The 21813-nt window shown below is 71.1% G+C and carries 20 protein-coding genes and 1 tRNA gene; 8 read left to right on the top strand and 13 right to left on the bottom strand.

Going from position 1 to position 21813, the window contains the following annotated elements; all coding sequences use genetic code 11:
* Positions 1-13: 13 nt before the first annotated feature.
* The 3 genes from grpE to N8I86_RS20450 all read right to left on the bottom strand — a co-directional run bounded on the left by grpE (position 14) and on the right by N8I86_RS20450 (position 3628).
* On the bottom strand, positions 14-673 hold the full coding sequence (gene grpE, locus N8I86_RS20460) for a nucleotide exchange factor GrpE (protein ID WP_073887635.1): 660 nt from the start codon (positions 671-673) through the stop codon (positions 14-16).
* Positions 670-2514 (bottom strand): molecular chaperone DnaK, encoded by a 1845-nt coding sequence (dnaK, locus tag N8I86_RS20455; RefSeq protein ID WP_073887634.1) that lies wholly within the window; start codon positions 2512-2514, stop codon positions 670-672. Before dnaK ends, grpE begins: the two co-directional genes overlap by 4 nt.
* Positions 2515-2608: 94 nt before the next feature.
* Positions 2609-3628 (bottom strand): MraY family glycosyltransferase, encoded by a 1020-nt coding sequence (locus N8I86_RS20450; protein WP_263278395.1) that lies wholly within the window; start codon positions 3626-3628, stop codon positions 2609-2611.
* Positions 3629-3839: 211 nt separating this feature from the next.
* Between N8I86_RS20450 and N8I86_RS20445 the strand changes: the two genes are divergently transcribed.
* Positions 3840-6119: a (Fe-S)-binding protein gene (locus tag N8I86_RS20445; protein WP_263278394.1), complete on the top strand. Its 2280-nt coding sequence runs from the start codon at positions 3840-3842 to the stop codon at positions 6117-6119.
* Between the two features lie 78 nt (positions 6120-6197).
* On the opposite strand, the gene N8I86_RS20440 is transcribed toward N8I86_RS20445, so the two are convergent.
* Complete coding sequence (locus tag N8I86_RS20440) at positions 6198-6536, bottom strand: antibiotic biosynthesis monooxygenase family protein (protein ID WP_073887629.1); 339 nt, start codon at positions 6534-6536, stop codon at positions 6198-6200.
* A 143-nt stretch (positions 6537-6679) separates the two neighbouring features.
* On the opposite strand from N8I86_RS20440, the gene N8I86_RS20435 reads away from it, so the two are divergent.
* The 4 genes from N8I86_RS20435 to N8I86_RS20420 all read left to right on the top strand — a co-directional run bounded on the left by N8I86_RS20435 (position 6680) and on the right by N8I86_RS20420 (position 12365).
* Entirely contained in the window at positions 6680-7966 is a 1287-nt protein-coding gene (locus tag N8I86_RS20435; protein WP_263278393.1) for an FG-GAP repeat domain-containing protein, read from the top strand.
* Between the two features lie 196 nt (positions 7967-8162).
* A complete protein-coding gene (locus tag N8I86_RS20430; RefSeq protein ID WP_263278392.1) occupies positions 8163-9644 on the top strand; it encodes a VCBS repeat-containing protein in 1482 nt (493 codons plus the stop codon).
* 108 nt (positions 9645-9752) lie between these two features.
* Positions 9753-10778, top strand: a complete 1026-nt coding sequence (locus tag N8I86_RS20425) for a Yip1 family protein (protein ID WP_263278391.1) — start codon at positions 9753-9755, stop codon at positions 10776-10778.
* Positions 10779-11060: 282 nt separating this feature from the next.
* Positions 11061-12365 carry an MFS transporter gene (locus N8I86_RS20420; protein ID WP_263278390.1) on the top strand — a complete coding sequence of 435 codons (1305 nt, stop codon included), beginning with the start codon at positions 11061-11063 and terminating at the stop codon, positions 12363-12365.
* An 81-nt stretch (positions 12366-12446) separates the two neighbouring features.
* Here the strand turns inward: N8I86_RS20420 and N8I86_RS20415 are convergent, their stop codons facing one another.
* The 3 genes from N8I86_RS20415 to N8I86_RS20405 form a co-directional block, all read right to left on the bottom strand.
* Positions 12447-12944 (bottom strand): phosphoribosyltransferase, encoded by a 498-nt coding sequence (locus N8I86_RS20415; RefSeq protein ID WP_073887622.1) that lies wholly within the window; start codon positions 12942-12944, stop codon positions 12447-12449.
* A gap of 13 nt (positions 12945-12957) precedes the next feature.
* Positions 12958-13533 (bottom strand): dCTP deaminase, encoded by a 576-nt coding sequence (gene dcd, locus N8I86_RS20410; RefSeq protein WP_073887620.1) that lies wholly within the window; start codon positions 13531-13533, stop codon positions 12958-12960.
* 100 nt (positions 13534-13633) lie between these two features.
* Positions 13634-13792: a hypothetical protein gene (locus N8I86_RS20405; RefSeq protein WP_167549290.1), complete on the bottom strand. Its 159-nt coding sequence runs from the start codon at positions 13790-13792 to the stop codon at positions 13634-13636.
* Positions 13793-14075: 283 nt separating this feature from the next.
* Here N8I86_RS20405 and N8I86_RS20400 point away from each other — a divergent pair.
* Positions 14076-14149: transfer RNA gene (locus tag N8I86_RS20400), tRNA-Gly, on the top strand.
* 166 nt (positions 14150-14315) lie between these two features.
* Here N8I86_RS20400 and N8I86_RS20395 read toward each other — a convergent pair.
* The 3 genes from N8I86_RS20395 to N8I86_RS20385 all read right to left on the bottom strand — a co-directional run bounded on the left by N8I86_RS20395 (position 14316) and on the right by N8I86_RS20385 (position 17536).
* A complete protein-coding gene (locus N8I86_RS20395) occupies positions 14316-14759 on the bottom strand; it encodes a PIN domain-containing protein (RefSeq protein WP_263278389.1) in 444 nt (147 codons plus the stop codon).
* A gap of 758 nt (positions 14760-15517) precedes the next feature.
* The gene (locus N8I86_RS20390; protein ID WP_073890273.1) at positions 15518-16585 is read right to left on the bottom strand and encodes a DNA polymerase III subunit beta family protein; all 1068 of its coding nucleotides are present in this window, start codon (positions 16583-16585) and stop codon (positions 15518-15520) included.
* 147 nt (positions 16586-16732) lie between these two features.
* Positions 16733-17536 (bottom strand): calcium-binding protein, encoded by an 804-nt coding sequence (locus tag N8I86_RS20385; protein ID WP_073887617.1) that lies wholly within the window; start codon positions 17534-17536, stop codon positions 16733-16735.
* A gap of 337 nt (positions 17537-17873) precedes the next feature.
* Here N8I86_RS20385 and N8I86_RS20380 point away from each other — a divergent pair, with 337 nt between their 5' ends.
* Positions 17874-18422: a DUF1062 domain-containing protein gene (locus N8I86_RS20380; RefSeq protein WP_073887616.1), complete on the top strand. Its 549-nt coding sequence runs from the start codon at positions 17874-17876 to the stop codon at positions 18420-18422.
* A gap of 36 nt (positions 18423-18458) precedes the next feature.
* Here N8I86_RS20380 and N8I86_RS20375 read toward each other — a convergent pair whose 3' ends face one another.
* From N8I86_RS20375 to sigJ, 3 genes are all read right to left on the bottom strand, one after another.
* The gene (locus N8I86_RS20375; RefSeq protein WP_073887594.1) at positions 18459-18995 is read right to left on the bottom strand and encodes a DUF1877 family protein; all 537 of its coding nucleotides are present in this window, start codon (positions 18993-18995) and stop codon (positions 18459-18461) included.
* A 56-nt stretch (positions 18996-19051) separates the two neighbouring features.
* Entirely contained in the window at positions 19052-20272 is a 1221-nt protein-coding gene (locus tag N8I86_RS20370) for an NAD(P)/FAD-dependent oxidoreductase (RefSeq protein ID WP_263278388.1), read from the bottom strand.
* A 93-nt stretch (positions 20273-20365) separates the two neighbouring features.
* Positions 20366-21310 (bottom strand): RNA polymerase sigma factor SigJ, encoded by a 945-nt coding sequence (gene sigJ, locus N8I86_RS20365; protein WP_263278387.1) that lies wholly within the window; start codon positions 21308-21310, stop codon positions 20366-20368.
* Positions 21311-21468: 158 nt separating this feature from the next.
* Between sigJ and N8I86_RS20360 the strand changes: the two genes are divergently transcribed.
* Positions 21469-21789 carry a GYD domain-containing protein gene (locus N8I86_RS20360; protein ID WP_073887589.1) on the top strand — a complete coding sequence of 107 codons (321 nt, stop codon included), beginning with the start codon at positions 21469-21471 and terminating at the stop codon, positions 21787-21789.
* Positions 21790-21813 lie beyond the last annotated feature (24 nt).

Below are 21813 nucleotides of genomic sequence, written 5' to 3'. Positions count from 1 at the left end.
GTCGGTGATTACGTCAGCCCTCGTCCGGGCCACCGTTCTCCTTGTCGTCGCCGCTCGCCGCGGTGTTCTCCTCGGCGTCCTCGGCCTTGACGGTCTGCGCGCCGGGCTGCGGTTCGGCGACGGCCACCCGCGCGGGGCGGATGGTGCGCTCGCCGATGCGGTACCCGGGCTGCAGGATCGCCACGCAGGTCGTCTCGGTGACGTCCGGCGCGTACGAGTGCATCAGGGCCTCGTGGATCGTCGGGTCGAAGGGCTCGCCCTCCTTGCCGAACTGCTGCAGACCCATCTTCGCCGCGACGGTCTCCGTCGACTCGGCGACGGACTTGAAGCCGCCCACCAGTTCGCCGTGTTCCCGCGCGCGGCCGATGTCGTCGAGCACGGGCAGGAGCTCGGTCAGGAGGTTCGCGATGGCGATCTCCTTGACCGCGATCCGGTCGCGCTCGACCCGGCGGCGGTAGTTCTGGTACTCGGCCTGGAGGCGCTGGAGATCCGCCGTGCGCTCGTTCAGCGCCGTGCGGACCTGGTCCAGCTGGGCGACCAGACCGGCGTCTGCGGTCGCGTCCCCGGCCGGGGCCGCCCCCTCCTCGGGGGCGGCCTTCGGCTCGGCGTCGTCAGCGGTGGCGCCGGAGGGGACGTCGGGCTTCTCCTCGAAGCCCGGGGTCTCCTCCGTCACGCGGCACCGTCCTTGCGCTCGTCGTCGACGATCTCGGCGTCGACGACGTCGTCGTCGGCCTTGGCCTCGTCGGCACCGGCGGACGCGCCGCCCGCGGCCTGCGCGCCCTGGGCGTCGGCGTACATGGCCTGGCCCAGCTTCTGCGAGACGGCCGCGACCTTCTCGGTGGCGGTGCGGATCTCGGCGGTGTCCTCGCCCTTGAGGGCTTCCTTCAGCTCGCCGACCGCGGCCTCGACCTCGGTCTTGATCTCACCGGGGACCTTGTCCTCGTTGTCCTTGAGGAACTTCTCGGTCTGGTAGACCAGCTGCTCGCCCTGGTTGCGGGTCTCGGCGGCCTCGCGGCGGGCGTGGTCCTCCTCCGCGTACTTCTCGGCCTCCTGGCGCATCCGGTCGACCTCGTCCTTCGGCAGCGAGGAGCCGCCGGTGACGGTCATCTTCTGCTCCTTGCCCGTGCCCAGGTCCTTCGCGGTCACGTGCATGATGCCGTTGGCGTCGATGTCGAAGGCGACCTCGATCTGCGGGACGCCACGCGGCGCCGGCGGCAGACCGGTCAGCTCGAACATGCCGAGCTTCTTGTTGTACGCCGCGATCTCGCGCTCGCCCTGGTAGACCTGGATCTGCACGGACGGCTGGTTGTCCTCGGCCGTCGTGAAGATCTCGGACCGCTTGGTCGGGATCGTGGTGTTGCGCTCGATCAGCTTGGTCATGATGCCGCCCTTGGTCTCGATACCGAGGGACAGCGGGGTGACGTCGAGGAGCAGGACGTCCTTGACCTCGCCCTTGAGGACACCGGCCTGGAGGGCGGCGCCGATGGCGACGACCTCGTCCGGGTTCACACCCTTGTTGGCCTCGTTGCCACCGGTCAGCTCCTTGACGAGCTCGGCGACGGCGGGCATACGGGTGGAGCCACCCACGAGAACGACGTGGTCGATCTCGGAGAGGTTGATGCCGGCGTCCTTGATGACGTTGTGGAACGGCGTCTTGCAGCGCTCCAGCAGGTCGGCCGTCAGCTGCTGGAACTGGGCCCGGGTGAGCTTCTCGTCCAGGTGCAGCGGGCCCTCGGCGGACGCCGTGATGTAGGGCAGGTTGATCGAGGTCTCGGTGGACGAGGACAGCTCGATCTTGGCCTTCTCGGCGGCCTCGCGCAGACGCTGCAGGGCCATCTTGTCCTTGGACAGGTCCACGCCGTGGCCGGACTGGAACTGCTTGACCAGGTAGTCGACGACGCGCTGGTCCCAGTCGTCACCACCGAGGTGGTTGTCACCGTTGGTGGCCTTCACCTCGACGACGCCGTCGCCGATCTCCAGCAGCGAGACGTCGAAGGTGCCGCCGCCGAGGTCGAAGACGAGGATCGTCTGGTCGTCCTTGTCGAGGCCGTAGGCCAGGGCGGCCGCGGTGGGCTCGTTGACGATGCGCAGGACGTTCAGGCCGGCGATCTCGCCGGCCTCCTTCGTGGCCTGGCGCTCGGAGTCGTTGAAGTACGCCGGGACGGTGATGACCGCGTCGGTCACCTTCTCGCCCAGGTAGGACTCGGCGTCCCGCTTCAGCTTCTGCAGGATGAACGCGGAGATCTGCTGCGGGTTGAAGTCCTTGCCGTCGAGCTGGATCTTCCAGTCGGTGCCCATGTGGCGCTTCACCGAGCGGATGGTCCGGTCCACGTTCGTGACCGCCTGGCGCTTGGCGACCTCGCCGACGAGCACCTCACCGTTCTTCGCGAAGGCGACGACGGACGGCGTGGTCCTGGCACCCTCGGCGTTGGTGATGACGGTGGGCTCGCCGCCCTCCAGAACGCTGACGACGGAGTTAGTCGTGCCCAGGTCGATGCCGACCGCACGTGCCATGGTTGATTCCTCCAGCTGACTTGAGTGGAACAGGCTCAAGTGTGCACGAGGAGATTCTCTGGGTCAACAGACCTGAGCCGTACGGACTCAAGTCTTATCCGTTCCTTACACGCAACGGGCCTGTGACCTGCGTCGACGGCGCACGCCTGGGTGGTCGGACAGGGATCCGAAGGAGTACCAGGACCGCCAGCAGCGCCCCTCCCGCCACCCACAGCGCGGCCCCTTCGCCGGTCCACCCGGTGTGCACGAGCACCCCGACGAGCACCGCCGAGAAGGAGCAGGCGCCCAGCAGCACGACACTCCCCTGCGGGGTGAGCCCGAGCCCCCGCAGCCGGTGCGCGAGGTGGTCCGGGCGCTGCCGCAGCAGCGGACGCCGGGCCACCGCCCGGGTGAGGACCACGAGCACGGCGTCCGCTGCGGCGACCGCGCCGAGGCAGCAGACCACGGCCGCGCTCGGCCCGATCGCGTACCCCGCGCGCGTGAAGACAACCGAGGACGACAGCAGGAATCCGGTGAACAGCGACCCGCAGGCCCCCATGCCGACCCGCGCGGGATGCCAGTTGTGCATCAGGAACCCCGTGAGGGCGGCGGCGAACACGCTGAGCAGCACGGCGAGCCCGTCCATCACCTCGGCGGCGGCACAGGCCCCCGCGCCGAAGGCGGTGACCACCCCGACCGTGCCGGCCAGCCCGTCGGCGTGGTCGAGCCCCCGGAAGGCGAGGGAGGCGACCACGATCCAGACCACGGCCAGCATCCCGCCCGGCACCCCGGTCTCGTCGTACGGCACCACGCAGACCGCCGCCACGGCCGTACCGGCGACGAGCACCCGCGCGCGCAGCCGCCAGACGTCGGCGACCAGGCCCAGTACGGCGACCCCGGCGGCGGCGAACAGCAGCCTCCCGACGCCGTCTCCGAGCGGAGCCACGCGGGTCCACTCGCCCGTCCAGGCGACGAGACAGGTGACGATCACGACGGCGAGCCCGCCGAGCACCGGGAGGGGCCGCTGCCGGCGGCGGTCGAGGACGCCCAGCCGCAGCGCGGGAGCCCGCAGCAGCGCCGCGAGCACGGCGGCGAGGAGCAGGGCGGCGGTTGCGGCGGCGATCCCGTAGAGCACGGCTCTAAGGTAGGGGCGAATGTAGCAATTCGGGATGAATAACACGATCGGATTGCCTGCAGAAGGAGCAGGCAGGTCACCCTCAGCGACTCAGATCACCCCGCGCTCTGCTGCATCCCGGCGGAAGATGGGGGTAGTCTCAGACGGACTGCATAAGTTACCGCTTAGTAATGTCGCTCGGTTAAATTCGAGGCCGCTTCAGGAGCCCCCAATGCAACTCGCCGCGATCATCGTGTCGCTGGTCCTGATCGTGGTCGGCGTGGCACTGTTCGGCCGCGCCCTCCTGCAGATCTACAACTTCATGCGGCTGGGCCAGCCCGTGCCGGCCGGCACGCGGACCAACGATCCCACACAGCGCACCATCACCGTGGTCAAGGAGTTCCTCGGCCACACCCGGATGAACCGCTGGGGCATCGTCGGCGTGGCGCACTGGTTCGTGGCGGTCGGCTTCTTCACCCTGCTGCTCACGATCGTCAACGCGATCGGGCAGCTGTTCCAGGCGGACTGGATCCTGCCGATCATCGGCGAGTGGGCGCCGTACAACGTCTACGTCGAGTTCATCGGCACCATGACGATCGTCGGCATCCTCGTCCTGATCGCGATCCGCCAGCTGAGCCACCCGCGCAACCCGGGCCGCAAGTCCCGCTTCGCCGGCTCCAACTTCGGCCAGGCGTACTTCGTCGAGGCCGTCATCCTCATCGTCGGCGTCTGCATCTTCATGCTGCACGCCCTCGAAGGCGCCCAGCACCACGTGGACGGCTACGAGAGCTCGTTCTTCCTCTCCTACCCGGTGGTGAACTGGCTCGAGGGCATGGACGTCTCCACGCTCCAGAACCTCACCTACTTCTTCGCCGGCCTGAAGATCGCGACCTCGTTCATCTGGATGATCACGGTCGCCCTGAAGACCGACATGGGTGTGGCCTGGCACCGCTTCCTGGCCTTCCCCAACATCTGGTTCAAGCGCAACGCCACCGGTGAGACCTCCCTGGGCGCCCTGCTGCCGATGACCTCCGGCGGCAAGCCGATCGACTTCACCGACCCCGGTGACGACGACGTCTTCGGCGTCTCCCAGGTCGAGCAGTTCTCCTGGAAGGGCCTGCTGGACTTCTCCACCTGCACCGAGTGCGGCCGCTGCCAGTCGCAGTGCCCCGCCTGGAACACCGGCAAGCCGCTGTCGCCGAAGCTGCTGATCATGTCGCTGCGCGACAACGCCCACGCCAAGGCGCCCTACCTGCTCGCGGGCGGCGGCAAGACCGTGGAGGGCGACGAGAAGGCGTCCGAGGAGCAGCTGGCCGGCGTGCCGGCCGCCGCCCTCGCCGAGGCCGAGCGCCCGCTGATCGGCACCGCCGAAGAGAACGGCGTCATCGACCCGGACGTCCTGTGGTCCTGCACCACCTGCGGCGCCTGCGTCGAGCAGTGCCCGGTGGACATCGAGCACGTCGACCACATCGTCGACATGCGCCGCTACCAGGTGATGATCGAGTCCGCGTTCCCGTCCGAGGCGGGCACGATGCTCAAGAACCTGGAGAAGAAGGGCAACCCCTGGGGCCTGGCGAAGAAGCAGCGCCTGGAGTGGACCAAGGAGGTCGACTTCGAGGTCCCGGTCGTCGGCAAGGACATCGAGGACCTCACCGAGGTCGAGTACCTCTACTGGGTCGGCTGCGCCGGCGCCCTGGAGGACCGCGCCAAGAAGACCACCAAGGCCTTCGCCGAGCTGCTGCACATCGCGGGCGTCAAGTTCGCGATCATGGGCGGCGACGAGAAGTGCACCGGCGACTCCGCCCGCCGGCTGGGCAACGAGCCCCTGTTCCAGGAGCTCGGCATGGAGAACGTCGCCGCGCTGAACATGGCCTTCGGTGAGGACGACGAGGACGAGTCGACCAGGAAGCCGAAGGCGGCGAAGAAGATCGTCGCCACCTGCCCGCACTGCCTCAACACCCTCGGCAACGAGTACCCGCAGCTCGGCGGCGACTACGAGGTCATCCACCACACCCAGCTGCTCCAGCACCTGGTGGACGAGGGCAAGCTGATCCCGGTCACCCCGGTCGAGGGCATCATCACCTACCACGACCCGTGCTACCTGGGCCGCCACAACAAGATCTACACGCCCCCGCGCGAGATCATCGGCAAGGTCCCGGGCCTGCGCAACGAGGAGATGCACCGCCACAAGGAGCGCGGCTTCTGCTGCGGCGCCGGCGGCGCCCGGATGTGGATGGAAGAGCGCATCGGCAAGCGCATCAACAACGAGCGCGTCGACGAGGCCCTCGCCCTCAACCCGGACATCGTCTCCACCGCCTGCCCGTTCTGCCTCGTCATGCTGACCGACTCGGTCAACGGCAAGAAGAACGACGGCAAGGCCAAGGAGTCCATCCAGGTCGTGGACGTGGCCCAGCTCCTGCTGGACTCCGTCAGGACCCCGGTCACCGACGACGAGCCCCCTGCGGGCACCGCCGACTCGGAGAGCGCCCCGGAACCGGAGCCGGTCAAGTAACCGCCCCGAGACCCGACAGCGCCCCCTGACCCGCACAGGCAGGGGGCGCTGTCGTGCGCGCCGCGGGACCGTCCGGCGCTACGCGCTCTTCGGGCCCGCCTGCTGGACCACGTCGAAGGACCACAGCGTGGAGCCGGACGCGGCCGGCCGGGGCCGCTCGGCGCCCTCGCCGCCGCCTTCGCCGCCGCCCTGGTGCGCGGTCTTCATCGGACCCTCCATCCACGCCTGGAACGACTCCTCGTCCCGCCAGCGCGTGTACACGAGGTACTGGTCGGTGCCCTCCACGGGCCGCAGCAGCTCGAACCACTCGAAGCCGTCGGAGTTCTCCACGGCGTGGGCCCGCGACGCGAACCGCTTCTCCAGGACCTCCCGCTGCTCGGCGGGAACGGTCAGCACGTTGATCTTCACTACGCTCATGCACCCATCCTGGCCCACCCGGCCGCCGTTCCCGCAGGAGCGTCGCCGCCCGCCGGCCTCCGGGGGCAGGGGTGTCGCCCGTTCTCGAACACGTGCATCATTGCGGGGGCGTGGTGACGGGGCGGGCGAGGTGGACGGTGCGGATGCGGAGCGGCAGAGCGGGTGCGGCGGTCGCCGTCGGCTGTGTGATCGCGCTCGGCGCGTGCGGTCCGGGCGACGACGGCGGGACCGCCCGGCCCGCGGGGACGCGCATCGCCGACGCCCCCGCCCGGCTGCCCGTCCCGCACGGCAGGGGCAGCAGGGTCCGGGACGACTTCAACGGCGACGGCCACCGCGACCTCGTCCTCGACGACCTGGTCAAGGCGCAGAGCCACGCCGACGACCCCGGCATCGGGATCGTGTACGGCGGCCCGCGCGGACTCGTCCCCGGGGCACGGCAGTTGCTGAGCCCCGGCAGGTACGCCGCCCCCACCGAGGGCAGGCTGCCCGCCGCCTTCGACGCCGAGGAGACCTGCGACCTCGACGGCGACGGCTTCACCGACCTCGTCGTGTCGACCGACCCGCCGTACGACGGCCAGGGACGGCCGCCGGTGCCGCTGCAGATCCTGTTCGGCTCCCCGTCCGGGCTCACCGGGCGCGGGGTGAAGCTCGCCGTCCCGGCCCGCGCCCGCTTCGGCAACGACTGGCCCGACCAGCCGGTGTGCGGCGACTTCGACGGCGACGGCGCCATGGACCTGGTGCTGCACGCGTCCGGGGGACGGCTGTCGTACCTGCGCGGGCCGTTCAGCCACAAGGGCGCCCCGCACGCGGCCGGCGCACCCCTGCCCGCCCCCGGCGAGGTGCCGGCCGGACCCGCCGCCGACGTCGACCGGGACGGGTACGACGACCTCGTCGTCCGCACCGCCGAGGGCCCCGGCACCGCCGCCGTGGTCCTCGGCGGGCCCACCGGACCGGCCCGCACCGGCACCGTCCTGCCCGCGGGCGTCGACGTCGCCCTCGGCCGCTTCGGACGCGGCAGAGCGCTGGACGCGGCGGTCGGCGGCATGGCGACGACGTCCCTGCGCTACGACCTCCCGCGCTCCGCCGCCCACGCCTCGCTCCCCTTCCCCGGCTCGGTGCTCGACGCCGCCGACTTCGACGGCGACGGCCGCGACGAACTCCTCACCAGCGGCTCCCGGCTGCGCGTCCTGCGCGCCGGTGCGGCGGGCCTGTCGGCACGGGACGCGGTCACCGTCCGGCCGGCCGCCGCCGGGACGACCCGCGTGCTCGCGGCCGGCGACTTCGACGGCGACGGGAAGGCCGACCTGGCGGTGCGGACGTACCGGAACGAGACGAAGGACACGATTGCCGTGTACCGGGGGTCGGCGAAGGGACTGCTCGAAGCCCGGCCCGCGGTGCGCTTCTCGACCTCGGAGTTCCTGGCGCGCTAGCGGCTCCCCGCCTCCCGCCGGGGCGATCCGGAACTTCCCCGGACTCGCGTACAACCCTGACGCCCCGGCGCGGGTCTCTTGATCGCCGAACGCTCCGTGAACCGTGGGACAACCCACGACGAACCGGGAGCGTCCGCACCCCATCGACTGTGGATGCCCGCCAGGCATTCCCCGCATGCCGCAGGAGACAACCCGCATGCACGAACCTCTGCGACTCGCCCTCGCGACGGCCACCGCCGCCGCTCTGACGGGCGGTCTGCTCACCTTCTCCGCCGTCACCGCCACCGCCGCCGACTCCTTCGCCGTCGCCAAGGCCGACTTCAACGGCGACGGCATCGGCGACATCGCCACCTCGGCGCCCACCGCCTACGTCAGCGGCCACCAGAGCGCCGGCCAGGTCGTCGCCCTGTACGGCACGTCCACCGGCGTCACCGGCGCCGCGCACACCACCCTCAGCCAGAACTCCGCGGGCGTCCCCGGCACCGCCGAGGCCGGCGACGTGTTCGGCGGCGACCTGGCGTACGCCGACTTCAACGGCGACGGTTACGACGACCTCGCGGTCGGCAGCCCCGGCGAGAAGGTCGGCACCGACACCAACGGCGGCACCCTCGCCATCCTCTGGGGCTCCAAGGAGGGCCTGACCGGCAAGGGCGTCACCGTGGCCGACCCGGCCGCCTCCTCCCACGACTTCTGGGGCCAGACCCTGGCCGCCGGCGACTTCGACGGCGACGGCAGGGCCGACCTGGCCGTCGGCAGCTCCAGCAGCACCCTGTACCTGTACAAGGGCGGCTTCACCACCACCGGCGGCTACGGCAGCCGGACCACCGTCAAGCCGCCGATCGAGTCGGGCACCAACGACTACCCGTACGGCCCGCTCAACCTCACCGCCGGTGACGTCAACGGCGACGGCCGCACCGACCTCGTGGTCGACGGCTACGAGACGAAGACCCAGTACGGCTGGAACACCAACTACTGGCTGCCGGGCACCTCCAGCGGCCTGAGCGGCGCCTCCGCCAAGACGCTCAAGCCCGGCATCATCACCGCCATCGGCGACGTCAACGGCGACGGCTTCGGCGACATCGTCAGCGGCGCCGACTGGGACGCCAGGACCAGCGACGGCACCGCCATCCCGTACGCCTCCGACGGCGGCAAGGTGAACGTCACCTACGGCTCCGCGTCCGGCCCGGCCGCCACCACCGCCATCACCCAGAACACCGGCAGCGTGCCCGGCACCTCCGAGAAGGGCGACGCCTTCGGCTACGAGCTGGACCTCGGCGACGTCAACGGCGACGGCTACCAGGACCTCGTCGTCAGCAGCCCCCAGGAGAACGTCGGCACCGTGGTCGACGCCGGCAGCGTCACCGTCCTGTACGGCTCCGCGTCCGGCGTGAACACCGCCTCCGGCATGCAGTCCTTCGGCCAGAGCACCGCGGGCGTCCCCGGCACCGACGAGAAGTCCGACCGGTTCGGCGCCGAGGTCAAGCTCGACGACATCACCGGCGACGGCAAGGCCGACCTGGTGATCGGCTCGTACGAGAACAGCGGCGACGGCTCGCTCACCTACCTGCCCTCCACCGGAACGAAGATCACCACGACGGGCGCGCGCGCCATCGCCCCGTCCGCCCTGGGCGTCTCGACCACCGGCACCCCGCAGTTCGGCGTCGTCATGGCCGACTGAGCCGCCGGCGCCGTCCCGCCCTACGCGGACGGCCCCGGGGACCCCTCCCGGAAAACCCTGACGAACCCCGAGGGACCTGCGGCCGTAGCGCTGACGGTCCCTTAGGGGATGTCACAGGTCGGCCGCAAAGCCGGGCCCGGACACCCGGGTCCGGCACGTCGGTCTCCGGGACCAGGTACGTTCGAAGACGTGGCTGGATTCAGGATCGGACGCGGGGGGCGGGACAACCGCACCCCCCAAGGACAGCAGGCGCCGCAGGGACCGTCGTACGGACAGGGGCGGCCCGGCGGCCCGTCGCACGGGCGGCAGGGACCGTCGTACGGTCAGCCCGCGGGCCCCTCGTACGGCTACCCGTCGGCACCGCAGCCGCCGTACCCGCAGCAGGGGCAGTCGTACGGGTACCCGGGGCCGGCCGACGACGGCCCGGAGTACTTCGGCGACGGCGGCCACCCGGGCGCGGGACCCGGCGGGCACGACCCCTACGCGGCGAACCAGCCGGGCCACACCCAGGCGTTCTCGGTCGACGAGGCCGCCGGCTACACGCAGGGCTCGACCTACCACGCGGGCTCCGCCGCCCCCGCGGCACCGCTGGGCCCGCCGCTGCACTGGAAGCAACTGCTGAAGGGGATCGTCTTCTCCCCCGGCCCGACCTTCCTGCGCATGCGGGACTACACGATGTGGGCCCCCGCCCTCGTCGTCACCTTCCTGTACGGCCTGCTCGCCGTCTTCGGCTTCGACGGCGCCCGCAAGGAGGCGATCGACGCGACGCTGTCCAACGCGGTGCCGATCGTCCTCGTCACCGCGGTCGTGATGGTGCTCGGCCTGTTCGTCCTCGGTGTGGTCACCCACACCCTGGCCCGCCAGCTCGGCGGTGACGGCGCCTGGCAGCCGACCGTGGGCCTGTCCATGCTGATCACGGCGCTCACGGACGCGCCCCGCCTGGTCATCGCCATGTTCTTCGGCGGCGACGCGAGCTTCGTCCAGCTGCTCGGCTGGGCCACCTGGATCGGTGCGGGCGCCCTGCTGACCCTGATGGTCTCCCGCTCCCACGACCTGCCCTGGCCCAAGGCGCTGGGCGCGTCCGCGATCCAGCTGATCGCCCTGCTGTCGATCGTGAAGCTCGGCACCTTCTAGGGCGGCTCGGCGGTCGCGGTGGCGGTTCGGTACGAGGAGTACCGGCCGCAGGGCACCTGACACGCAGGGCACGTGACAAGGCCCCCGGCACCACAGCCGGGGGCCTTCGGCATGGGCGGGGGGATCCGGAGCGGGCTACAGCTCCGTGTCCCCGCGGTCCATGTCCACCGCGGCGAGGGCCGATCGGCCGACGGAACGGAGGCCGGGGCCGGACTACGTTCGGATCAGTGCACCGCCCGCCCCACCGACCGTTCCCGCCCCCGAGCCCGCCAGGAAGACCCCATGCCGTCTGCGCTCTCCACCTACCGGCGAATCTTCGACGCCCCCGGGAGCCTGGCCTTCTCCACCGCCGGGTTCCTCGCACGCCTGCCGAAGTCCATGCAGAGCGTCGGCGTCGTCGCCATGCTGTCCGCGGCCCACGGCCACTACGCCCTCGCCGGCGCGGTGGCGGCCACCATCGCGCTGTCGACCTCGGTCATCGGACCGCAGGTGAGCCGGCTCGTGGACCGGTTCGGACAGCGCCGGGTGATGCTGACGGCGTCCGGGATCACCGTCGTCGCGATGACCACGCTGGTGCTCTGCGTCCACCTGGACGCCCCGGCCTGGACACTGTTCCCCAGCGCCGCCGTCGCCGGGTGCATGCCCAGCATGAGCTCGCTGGTCCGCGCCCGCTGGGCCCACATCTACGCGGGCTCACCGATGCTGCACCCCGCCTACTCGTTCGAGTCGGTGCTGACCCAGATCAGCTTCATCGTCGGACCGCCGCTCGCCGCGGCCCTGTCCACGACCCTCTTCCCGGAGGCCGGGCCGGCCCTGACCACGCTGCTCCTCGCCGTCGGGACCGTCCTGCTCGCGGCGCAGCGCCGTACCGAGCCGCCGCTGCGCGCACCCCGGCAGCGCAGGGAAGCCACGGGTTCCGTGCTGCGCTCCCGCGGACTGGGGATCCTGGTCCTCACCTATGTGGGCGTGGGCGCGATCCTCGGCTCGCTCGAGGTGGTCACCGTGGCCTTCGCCGACCATCTGCACCACAAGGCACTGTCCGGCGTCGTGCTGGGCGTGTACGCGCTCGGTTCGTGCATCGCCGGACTCGTCTTCGGCACGCTCACCCTGCGCGGCCCCCTGTCCCGGCGCTACCTCGCCGGAGTGGTGGTCATGGCGCTGAGCATGCTGCCGCTGCTGTTCGTGACGAACCTCGTGTTCCTGGCGGCGGCCCTGTTCGTCGCCGGCATGCTGCTCTCGCCGACCATGATCACCACGACGCTGCTGGTGCAGCGGATCGTCCCCGCCACCCGGCTGACGGAGGGGATGACCTGGACCGTCACCGGACTCGCCGTCGGCGCGGCCTGCGGCTCCGCGATCGCCAGCGCCGTGGTGGAACGCTCCGGCGCCGCGGCCGGATACGAGGTGACCGTCATCGCGGCACTGCTCGCCGCGGCCACGGCCCTGAGCGGGGCCCGCAGGCTCGGCCGGGCACTCACGCAGGCACGGACGGCACCCGCGGACCCGACCCGGCCGGCACCCCTGCCGTCCCCGGCGCTCCGCCCGCAGGCGAACCGCGCCATGACGCCGGCGCGGTCGCGGGGGTGAGCGTCGCGCGGATGGGCATCGCGCGGGTGAGCGTCGCGCGGGTGAGCGTCGCGCGGGTGAGCGTCGCGCGGGTGACCAGGATCAGGCGTCGAGCACCTGTCCGGCACGCTTCACCACGGGAGGCAGGACACTCCACGGGAAGTTGATCCACTCATCGGTGCGCTTCCAGACGTACTCGCACTTCACGAGGGAGTGGGACTTCTCGTAGATCACCGCGGAGCGGACCTCGGCGACGGTGTCGAGGCAGAAGTCGCGCACGAGCTTGAGCGTCTTGCCGGTGTCGGCGACGTCGTCGGTGATCAGCACCTTCTTGTCGGAGAAGTCGATCACGTTCGGGACCGGCGCCAGCATGACCGGCATCTCCAGCGTGGTGCCCACACCGGTGTAGAACTCCACGTTCACGAGGTGGATGTTCTTGCAGTCCAGGGCGTACGCGAGCCCGCCCGCGACGAACACCCCGCCACGGGCGATGCTGAGCACGATGTCCGGCTCGTACCCGTCGTCGGCGATGGTCTGCGCCAGCTCGCGCACGGCGGTGCCGAACCGCTCGTACGTCAGGTTCTCCCGTATGTCACTCATGGCGTCGTCGCCCTCACACCTGGGTCCGATGGAAGTTCATGAAGGACCGCGAGGCGGTCGGCCCGCGCTGCCCCTGGTACCGCGAGCCGTAGCGCTCGCTGCCGTACGGGAACTCGGCGGGCGAGGTCAGCCGGAACAGGCACAGCTGCCCGATCTTCATCCCCGGCCACAGCTTGATGGGGAGGGTGGCGAGGTTGGACAGCTCCAGCGTCACGTGCCCGCTGAAGCCCGGGTCGATGAACCCCGCGGTCGAGTGCGTGACGAGGCCCAGCCGGCCGAGCGAGCTCTTGCCCTCGAGGCGCGAGGCGAGATCGTCGGGAAGCGAGATCACTTCGTACGTGGAGGCGAGCACGAACTCACCGGGGTGCAGGATGAACGGCTCGTCGCCCTCGGGCTCGACGAGCCGGGTGAGGTCCGCCTGCTCGACCGAGGGGTCGATGTGCGGGTACCGGTGGTTCTCGAACACCCGGAAGAAGCGGTCCAGCCGTACATCGACGCTCGACGGCTGCACCATGGATTCGTCAAAGGGATCGATCCGCACCCGCCCGGCGTCGATCTCGGCCCGGATGTCCTTGTCTGAGAGAAGCACGTAGCGAGGATACGCAAGGCGCGCGGGGCCCCGACAATCGTGAGAACCCGCGCGCCAGGTGTTACTGCACGGCGTTGCCGCGCCACTACGGTCCGTGCGGCTACCGCTTCTCCAGGGTGACCGGCACGACGCTGCGCAGCCGGGCACACCGTGGACACCTCAGCAGCCGGCCGGGGCCGAGCCGCTCGGCCTGCTGCATCGGGAACGAAGCGGTGCTGAAGACGTGCCCGTCCGCGCAGCGGACGACGGTGCGTTCCATCAAGTCCCTTATGTCCCTTCCCCAAGACCCTCGCCGGACTTGCTCAACTGTCCGACGGCAAAAGCCACATTACGGGATCAAAGAGACGACTCTCCAGGCGGCACTCCGACCTCACCCGGACCCTCTCCCACCCCTCCACGGTACGCCCCAACTCCGGGCGCCCGCAGCCGGTTACCCCTTCCGCGACGACTCACTCCCTCGGGGACCGGGCACCGCGGGTCCGTGATGATGTACAGTGAGCGAGCGTCCGGACATCGGGTCCCTCGGGACATGTCCGACTTACGCGGGTGTAGTTTAATGGTAGAACATCAGCTTCCCAAGCTGAGAGCGCGAGTTCGATTCTCGTCACCCGCTCCATGAGAAACCCCCAGGCCAGAGGCCCGGGGGTTCTTTGTTGTCTGGACCGGTGGGCGGGATGCGCACCACAACCGCACCAATGGCTGCCGGTGGTCTCCCCGTTGGGGTGCGCGGTCCATCGGGACCATCCTCAGGGTGCTTCGCACGCTCTGCACGGGGTGCTGCGTCAGAGCGGCAGGTCGTCGGGGAGTACCCGGAACGCCTTGTGACGGCCCAGCGGGTGTACGGCCCGGAAGTCTCGTCGGTCGAGGGTGAGAATCGCGTCCGTGTCGTAGTCGGCGGCAAGCGCCACGTTCACCGCGTCGGCGAGGTCGAGATCCAGCGCGCGGTGGCGGACACGGACGGACTGGGCGGCGCCCAGGTGGCCCTCTGTGATCTCCGGCAGGACGACACGACCCCGGCTCATCCAGCGCCGCAGGTCGTCGACCGCACTGACGGCGGCCTCCCTTCCGAGCTCACGCGTCGCCACATGATCCAGTTCGGTCAGCAGGAGCGGGGGCATGACCAGCAGGCCCGCCGCCATGATGGCCTCGTTCGCCGCCCGGTGTTCCGGGTGAGCCGAATCCAGCGCTGCCAGAAGGCCGGACGTATCGGCGATGACAATGATCACGCGGCGGATCCGGAGCCCGAGCCGGTCTCCCGCCGGACCGCATCGGCGACCGTGTCGCGGACCTCCGGCCGGACTAGTCCATGTACCGGATTGATGTATGCGCGCGCCTACCTCATGTCCGGTTGCCGAGGACCGACCGAGCCGACCTCCCAGGCGCCGTCCGGGTGCCGGACTGATCCTGGGGCGAGGGTGTGTCATGGGGTTCGGTTTCCGTGTCGGCGTACCAGGGATGAGTGTGGGTCTCGACTCGTGGAGTGCGCACCTCGGTCGGCGGCAGGATGTCGACCGGGTTCGGCCCCTTCTACGCGTCGAGTTCCCTCGGCGGCAATCGACGGCGCACCAGTACACGGCGTACGACACACTCTCGTGCGGTCGCCCCCTCAGCCGCGCAACTGGACCGGGCGCGCCGCCAGGTGGAGCGGGCTCAGCAGGAGGCGGAGCGCGATGCCGCCATCACTCAGTTGCGCGAGCTGAGGCGGCAGATGACCAGCGTTCACCTGCAGTCCTTCCCCGCGAAGGGGGCTTCTGCGGGTGGCGTGGCTCGGCCGGGGATGGACGGGCGACGCTCCGCGCACATGCTGCCGATCGTCGGCGTCACGGACGTTTGCGCAGAAGAGAACGAGACGATGCCATCCCGCCCGCTCTCGCGTTCCTGCACCTCGCCGACGGACTAGGGAGGAAGGACTTTCCCGTCGCGCACGACACGTACGACGGTGGGACGCTCCTCATGGACGAGGCCGGACGGGGTGCGGGGGCCGTCAGTCGTCCAGGCGGACCGGCATCAGTAGCGAGAAGGTGGTCTCGTCGTCGGGGCGGCGGATCGCGATCGGGGCTGTGGGGGTGGCGAGTTCGAGGATCAGGTGGTCCCGGGAGCCGGCGGACAGCGCGTCCAGCAGGAACCGACGGTTGACGGCGACGCGGTTCGGGTCCGCGTCGCCGTCCGTGCACACGGCCGCCGTGCCGCCGTCCTCCACCCTGAGCACGCTGAGGTCGGGCGCTTCGGTCCCCTCGGAGCGGACCGGACCGGTCTCCAGGGCCTCGCGGAAGGCCGCCACCTCGACGACGGCGCGGCGGCCCGCGGCCCGGGGGAGGAGACGGCGGTAGTCGGGGAAGTCGTGGGCGAGGCACTGTCCCGCCGCCTGCCTGTCCCCCGCCTCCAGCGTCACGCGGTCACCGTCGACGGACAGCCGCACGGGTCCCTCGCCGCCCAGCAGCGCCCGCATCGCGTCGGCGAGCGGGGTGGGCACGACGACCTGCACGCGGCTCCCGTCGTGCCCGGCGACACCGGCCCGTGCGACAGCCATGCGGTACCGGTCGGTCGCCACGACGTGCAGTCCGTCGCCCTCGATGTCGAACAGGACCCCGCCGAGCATGGGCAGTTCAGGATCGGCACTCGCCGCGAAACGGACCGCGTCCAGCGCGGCCGCCAGCTCGGGTGCGGCACTGGACAGGCGGGCGGTGGCGATGCGGACCGACGTCATGGCATTCTCCCGGTGATCGAGTAGGGCTCGGAGCGCGGAGAACTCGCCGCGGGCATCGGACAGTCCCTCTTCAAGACGGGACAGGTGCGCCTGGAGCAGTGTGCGGACCAGCTCGGTGTCCGCGCCGGACCAGCCGGCCAGCACCAGCCTGATGTCCGGCAGTGGCATGCCGGCACGGCGCAAGCGGGCCAGCACCCGGGCCTCTTCCAACTGCTCGGGTGCGTACCAGCGGTATCCGCTCACGGGATCCACCCAGGCTGGGACCAGCACACCGGCACGGTCGTAGAAGCGCAGGGCGCTCACCCCCAGACCGCTGTCGCGGGCCATCCCGCCGATGCTGTGCATGTCGTTCTCCACACCCGGCACTCTGGGCCCTGTACAAGGTCGAGGGTCAACCCAGAACCGTGACAGGGGAGGGCTTCGCGCTTCATGGCGGAACCCCCGGGTCCGGGGCCCGGGGGTTCCTCTTGGTGGGGGTGGTCGCCGCGCCGGCTACCGCACGTCCACGAAGTCCCCCTTCGCCTTGACGGCCGGGGTGGTGGAGGTGCCCGCGAAGTTCCAGCGCCAGTAGCCGTCCTCGGACGCGGGGAGCGTGGTGGTCAGGGTGCCGGTACTGGAGGTGTACACGGTCTTGACGGTCGTGTAGGCCGTGGTGCCGGCCTTGCGGAACTGGAGCTTGACCGGCTGCTTGGTGTAGCCGAAGTACTCGAGGTTGTTCCAGTCGGCCCGGGTGAGCCTGCCGGTGACGGTGAGGGTCTTGCCCTTGGCGACCGGCTCGGGTCCCGCGTTCACGGTGAGTTCGGAGGCCCGCTGCAGACGGGTCGTGGTGTAGCTCGCCGACTGCGTCCAGCTGTCGTCGTTGGCCACCCCCTGCACGCTGACCTTCCAGGTGCCGGCGTGGGCGTTGGTGAGCGCGGTGCCGCTGTACCTCCAGTCCGGTTCCAGGGAGAACGTCTGCGAGCAGGTCGAGGTGGTGGCACTCGAGGCGACGCAGTCCGCGTGGGAGTGGTACTCGTTCGACACGATGCGGTCGTCGTAGATCTCGTACGGGTTCGCACCGTCCGGTCCACGCCACAGGACGAAGTCCGCGTCCTGGATGCCCGACGGGTGGGTGAAGGTCCCGGAGACCGTGATCGTCCTGGACTCGAGACCGACCACGATGTTCTTGCCGCCGTCGAAGGTGACGTCGCTGATCCGGACGTCGGTCTGGGGCTCGTCACCGTAGGCGCCGGGGGTGGCGAAGCCGGCCAGGGCGGCGACGGTACCGAACAGGGCGAAGACAGCGCGTTTGCGCATGTGGCTCCTTCACAGAGGGGAGAGGGGGACGGTGGGCGTGACGTGGGCACGGTCGTCACACAGGCCGCCCTCACACCCAGCGCATCTGCGTGCTCGGACGTCACACACGACGGCGGCCGGAGGCCGGTCGAAGGAGACGGGCGGGGCCGCGTGCTCCGATAATCCGGTGGCCCAGCGGCTTGCTGCGTAACTACCGTGCTGCCGACCGACGTTGTCCAGGCGAGGACGTGCCGTTGTACACCCTGTGAGAACCCCCGAGCGCTGATCTGTCGCGCGTCGCACCTGTGCGCCGCGCTGCTTCCTGCTGCGGACTTCTCACTGGAAACGGTGTACCTCTGTGCTCAGTACCTGGGTGGTCATGCCCACCTGCCTGCCTCTCGTCCTCCGCCGCTGCCACACGTGCGCGTCGGACCGCTTCCGGGCGAACGGCAAGTTCCGTGTCAACGCGCACCACAAACTCGTCGACGTCTGGCTCCTCGTGCTCTGCTCCCTGTGCGGGGAGACCGCGAAGCTGACGGTCCTGGAGCGGACGAACGTGCGCTCCCTGCGGCCCGAGCTGCTCGACCGGTTCCACGACAACGACCCCGCCCTGGCGGCCGAACTGCTCCGGGACCCGGTGGTCCGGCGCCGCAATCGTGTCGCCCTCGACTGGGACGGCGCCTGGCGCCTCGACACCGGCGGATCGCAGCACCTGGGCCACGAGGTGATCGACGTCTCGGTCCGCTTCGCGGCGCGGATCCCCGTCCGGCCGGTACGGCTGATCGCCGAGGGGTACGGTCTGGCGCGGTCGGAGGTGGCGAGGCTGGCCGAGGAGGGGAAACTCGTCTCGGCCGCCCGGCTGAGCGGGCGGACCTCCGGCGACTTCGACTTCACGCTGACGCGCTGACGCGCTGACCCACGGCACCATCGCCTCCCGGAGGGCTCAGCCCCGAAGCGCTGCGCCCTCCGGGTCGCCCGAACCGGCCTCGCCCGGGATCCACTTGACCACCGCGTCGCCGCTGTCGGCCGTCCGGATGTAGAAGGCCCTCAGCTCCCGGTGCGCGGAGGCGAAGGCACCCCATGTCTCGGACTCCGCGCTCACGCCGCCGTAGCGCGGGAGGAGTTCTCCGCGGGCGAAGTCCCAGAGGGCGTCGAAGTCGGCCGTCGCCAGGAACTCGGCGACCCGGCGGGCCTGCGCCGCGGTCAGCACCCGCAGGGGAGAGCGGTGGCGGCCGGGCCGGAACACGGGGCGGCCGCCGAGCACCACCTGGGTCTGGGGCCGGTTCTCGGCGCGGTACGGGGGAGCGCCCGCGTAGATGCGCTCCTGGTCCAGGTAGCGCCGGCCGGGTGTCTCCCCGCGCGGACGGCCGGCCCGGTGCCGGACCGTCCCCGCGTCGGTCTCGAAAAGCCGTTCCAGCCAGGTCGCGCTGTTGCGCAGGGCCGGGGGCGGCACCGCTCGCAGACGGAGGTACGCACTCATGCCCCCTGGAGCGCGCGGGGGCCCCGAAGTATCACCCCGGTGCGGGTCCCGGCGGGTCAGGCCGTCGCCTCCGCCGTCGCCTCCCCCGTCGCCTCGACCGCGGTGACCGTCTCCTGCGGCCGCCGTACGACATGGCGGCGGCGGACCGGGAGCGGGTGGGCCACGGCCCAGGCGGCGCCCTTGCAGACCAGTTCCTTGTAGAGGGCGGCGGTCCGGCCGGTGAGGGCCGCCCGGACGGCGCGGTCGTCGGCGGTGACGTACTGGATCAGGCCCTCCTTGCGGCCCAGCGAGATGCACTGGTTGAAGTAGCGCAGCGGCACGTTCGGGAGCTTTCCGCCGGTCAGGCGGGCCGCGATGGCGTCGGCGGCCTGCCATGCCATGGGCGTGCCCGACGCGCAGGACATGCGCAGCGGCTTGTCGCCGGGGCCCATCGCCAGGGCGGCGTCACCGACGGCGTACACGTCGGGGTGCGAGACCGAGCGCATGGTCCCGTCGACCACGATCTGCCCGGTGTCGGTGACCTCCAGGGTCGTGGCCCCGGCGATCGGGTGGACGGCGAAACCGGTGGTCCACACGGTGACCGCGGCCGGGATCGTCCCGCCCTCCGCGGTGGTGACGCGGTCCGCCTCCACGGCGGTGACGGCGGCGTGCTCGTGCGCGGTGATGCCGAGCCTGCCGAAGACCTTCCGCAGGTGGCGGCGGCCCTTGGGCGAGAGCCAGTCGCCGAGGGCACCGCGGGCGGCGAGCGCGACGTCGAGGTCAGGACGGGCCTCGGCGATCTCGGTCGCGGCCTCCAGGCCGGTGAGACCGCCGCCCACGACGACCACGGGCTGCCCGGCGGCCAGGCCGGCCAGGCGCTCGCGCAGCCGGAGCGCTCCGGGGCGGCCGGCGATCTCGTGGGCGTGCTCCGCGGCGCCGGGGACACCCTGGTCGCGCCAGCCGCTGCCGAGGGCGTAGACGAGGGTGTCGTACGCCAACTCCGTCCCGGAGCCGGTGCCGTGGGTGTTCTGGAGGGTGACGGTCCTGCGGTCGGCGTCGACGGCGGTCACCTTCGCGAGCCGCAGTTCGACGCCGGTGCCCGCGAACATCTCGCCGAACGGCCGGGGCCTAAGCTCCTGGCCGGTCGCGAGCTGGTGCATCCGGACGCGCTCGACGAAGTCGGGTTCGGCGTTGACGAGCGTGATGGCGACGTCCTCGCGGTGCAGCCGCTTGGCGAGGCGCCCGGCGGCGATGGCTCCGGCGTATCCGGCCCCGAGGACGACGATGCGGTGCTGCATGTCCCTGCTCCTGTCTTCAGCGGATTCCCCCCTTGAACCGGGCGGCCCGCCGATTCCTGACAGGTGCGGGATGTGAAGCAGGTCACATGGCGGTCAGAAGGCCTTGAACAGGGGTTCTCCGTGTTCGGTGGCCGCCCAGCGGCGCGTCGCGCGGGCGAGCTTGTCGGGGTTGACCTGGTTGCGGAACGCGGCGATGCCCTCGGGGGTGATCTCCAGGCACATGACGCCGACGACGCGGCCGTCGAGGACCGCCACGACGGCGGGTTCGCCGTTGGCGGTCGTGACGTGGACGTCGGGCGAGCCGCCGGTCAGGGCGCGCTTGGCCGCGCTGGGCTTGAACAGGCCCCGCATGAACTTCGCCACCGCGAGGGCGCCCTCGAACGCCTTGGTGCGGGCCGGGATCTTGCCGCCGCCGTCGCCGATCGCGACGGCGTCCTGCGTGAGCAGCCGTACGAGCGGTTCGGTCCTGCCGCTGGTGGCGGCCGCGAGGAACTCGTCGATGATCCGCCGGGCGGCGGCCTCGTCGATCTCGGTGCGGGCCTTGCCGGCCGCCACGTGCTTCTTGGCCCGGTGGAAGATCTGCTGGCTGCCCGCCTCGGTGATGTCCAGGATCTCGGCGATCTCCCGGTGCGGGTAGTCGAAGGCCTCCCGCAGGACGTACACCGCCCGCTCGTTGGGGGACAGCCGTTCCAGTACGGCCATGACGGCGTACGACACCGATTCGCGCTGTTCGGCGGTGTCGGCCGGACCGAGCATCGGGTCCCCGGCGAGCAGCGGCTCGGGAAGCCACTGGCCCACGTAGGTCTCGCGCCGCGCACGGGCCGAAGTGAGCTGGTTGAGGCAGAGGTTGGTGAGCACCTTGGTCAGCCAGGCCTCGGGCACCTCGATGCGGTCGGTGTCGGCGGCCTGCCAGCGCAGGAACGTCTCCTGCGCCGCGTCCTCGGCCTCGCTCGCGGAGCCGAGGAGACGGTAGGCGATGGCCTCCAGGCGGGGCCTGGCGGTCTCGAACCGGTCCACGTCCTTCATGGTCAGCGCCATGGCCCGGATCCTAACCCCGGCCGTGGACACCGGTGCGTGCGCCGCCGGCGGAAGGTGGGGCGTCCGACGGGTGAATACCGCCGCTTCCCCGGCACCGGCCGGCCCGGCTGCGGGAAGGCCACTTCGCGTACCGGTCCCGACGGGCAGGAAGCGTTCCCATGCCGAAGTTCCTCATCCAGGCCAGTTACACACCCGAGGGCATCCGGGGTCTGCTCCGGGAGGGCGCGAGCGGCCGACGCGCGGCCGTCGACCGGGTCGTCACGGGCCTCGGCGGACGGGTCGAGTCCATGTACTTCGCCTTCGGTGCGGACGACGTGATCCTCGTCGTCGACTTCCCCGATCCGGTGTCCATGGCCGCGGTCAGCCTCGCCGTGAAGGCGAGCGGCGGGCTCAGCACCCGGGCCACCCCCCTGCTCACGCTCGACGAGATCGACGAGGCCGCCCGCAGACAGGTCGACTTCCGCCCGCCGGGCGGCTGACCCCGAAGGCTCCGGGAGGGGGCT

This window comes from Streptomyces albidicamelliae, assembly GCF_025642175.1.
Taxonomy (GTDB): Bacteria; Actinomycetota; Actinomycetes; order Streptomycetales; family Streptomycetaceae; genus Streptomyces; species Streptomyces albidocamelliae.
This window is presented reverse-complemented; position numbering and strand designations above follow the sequence as displayed.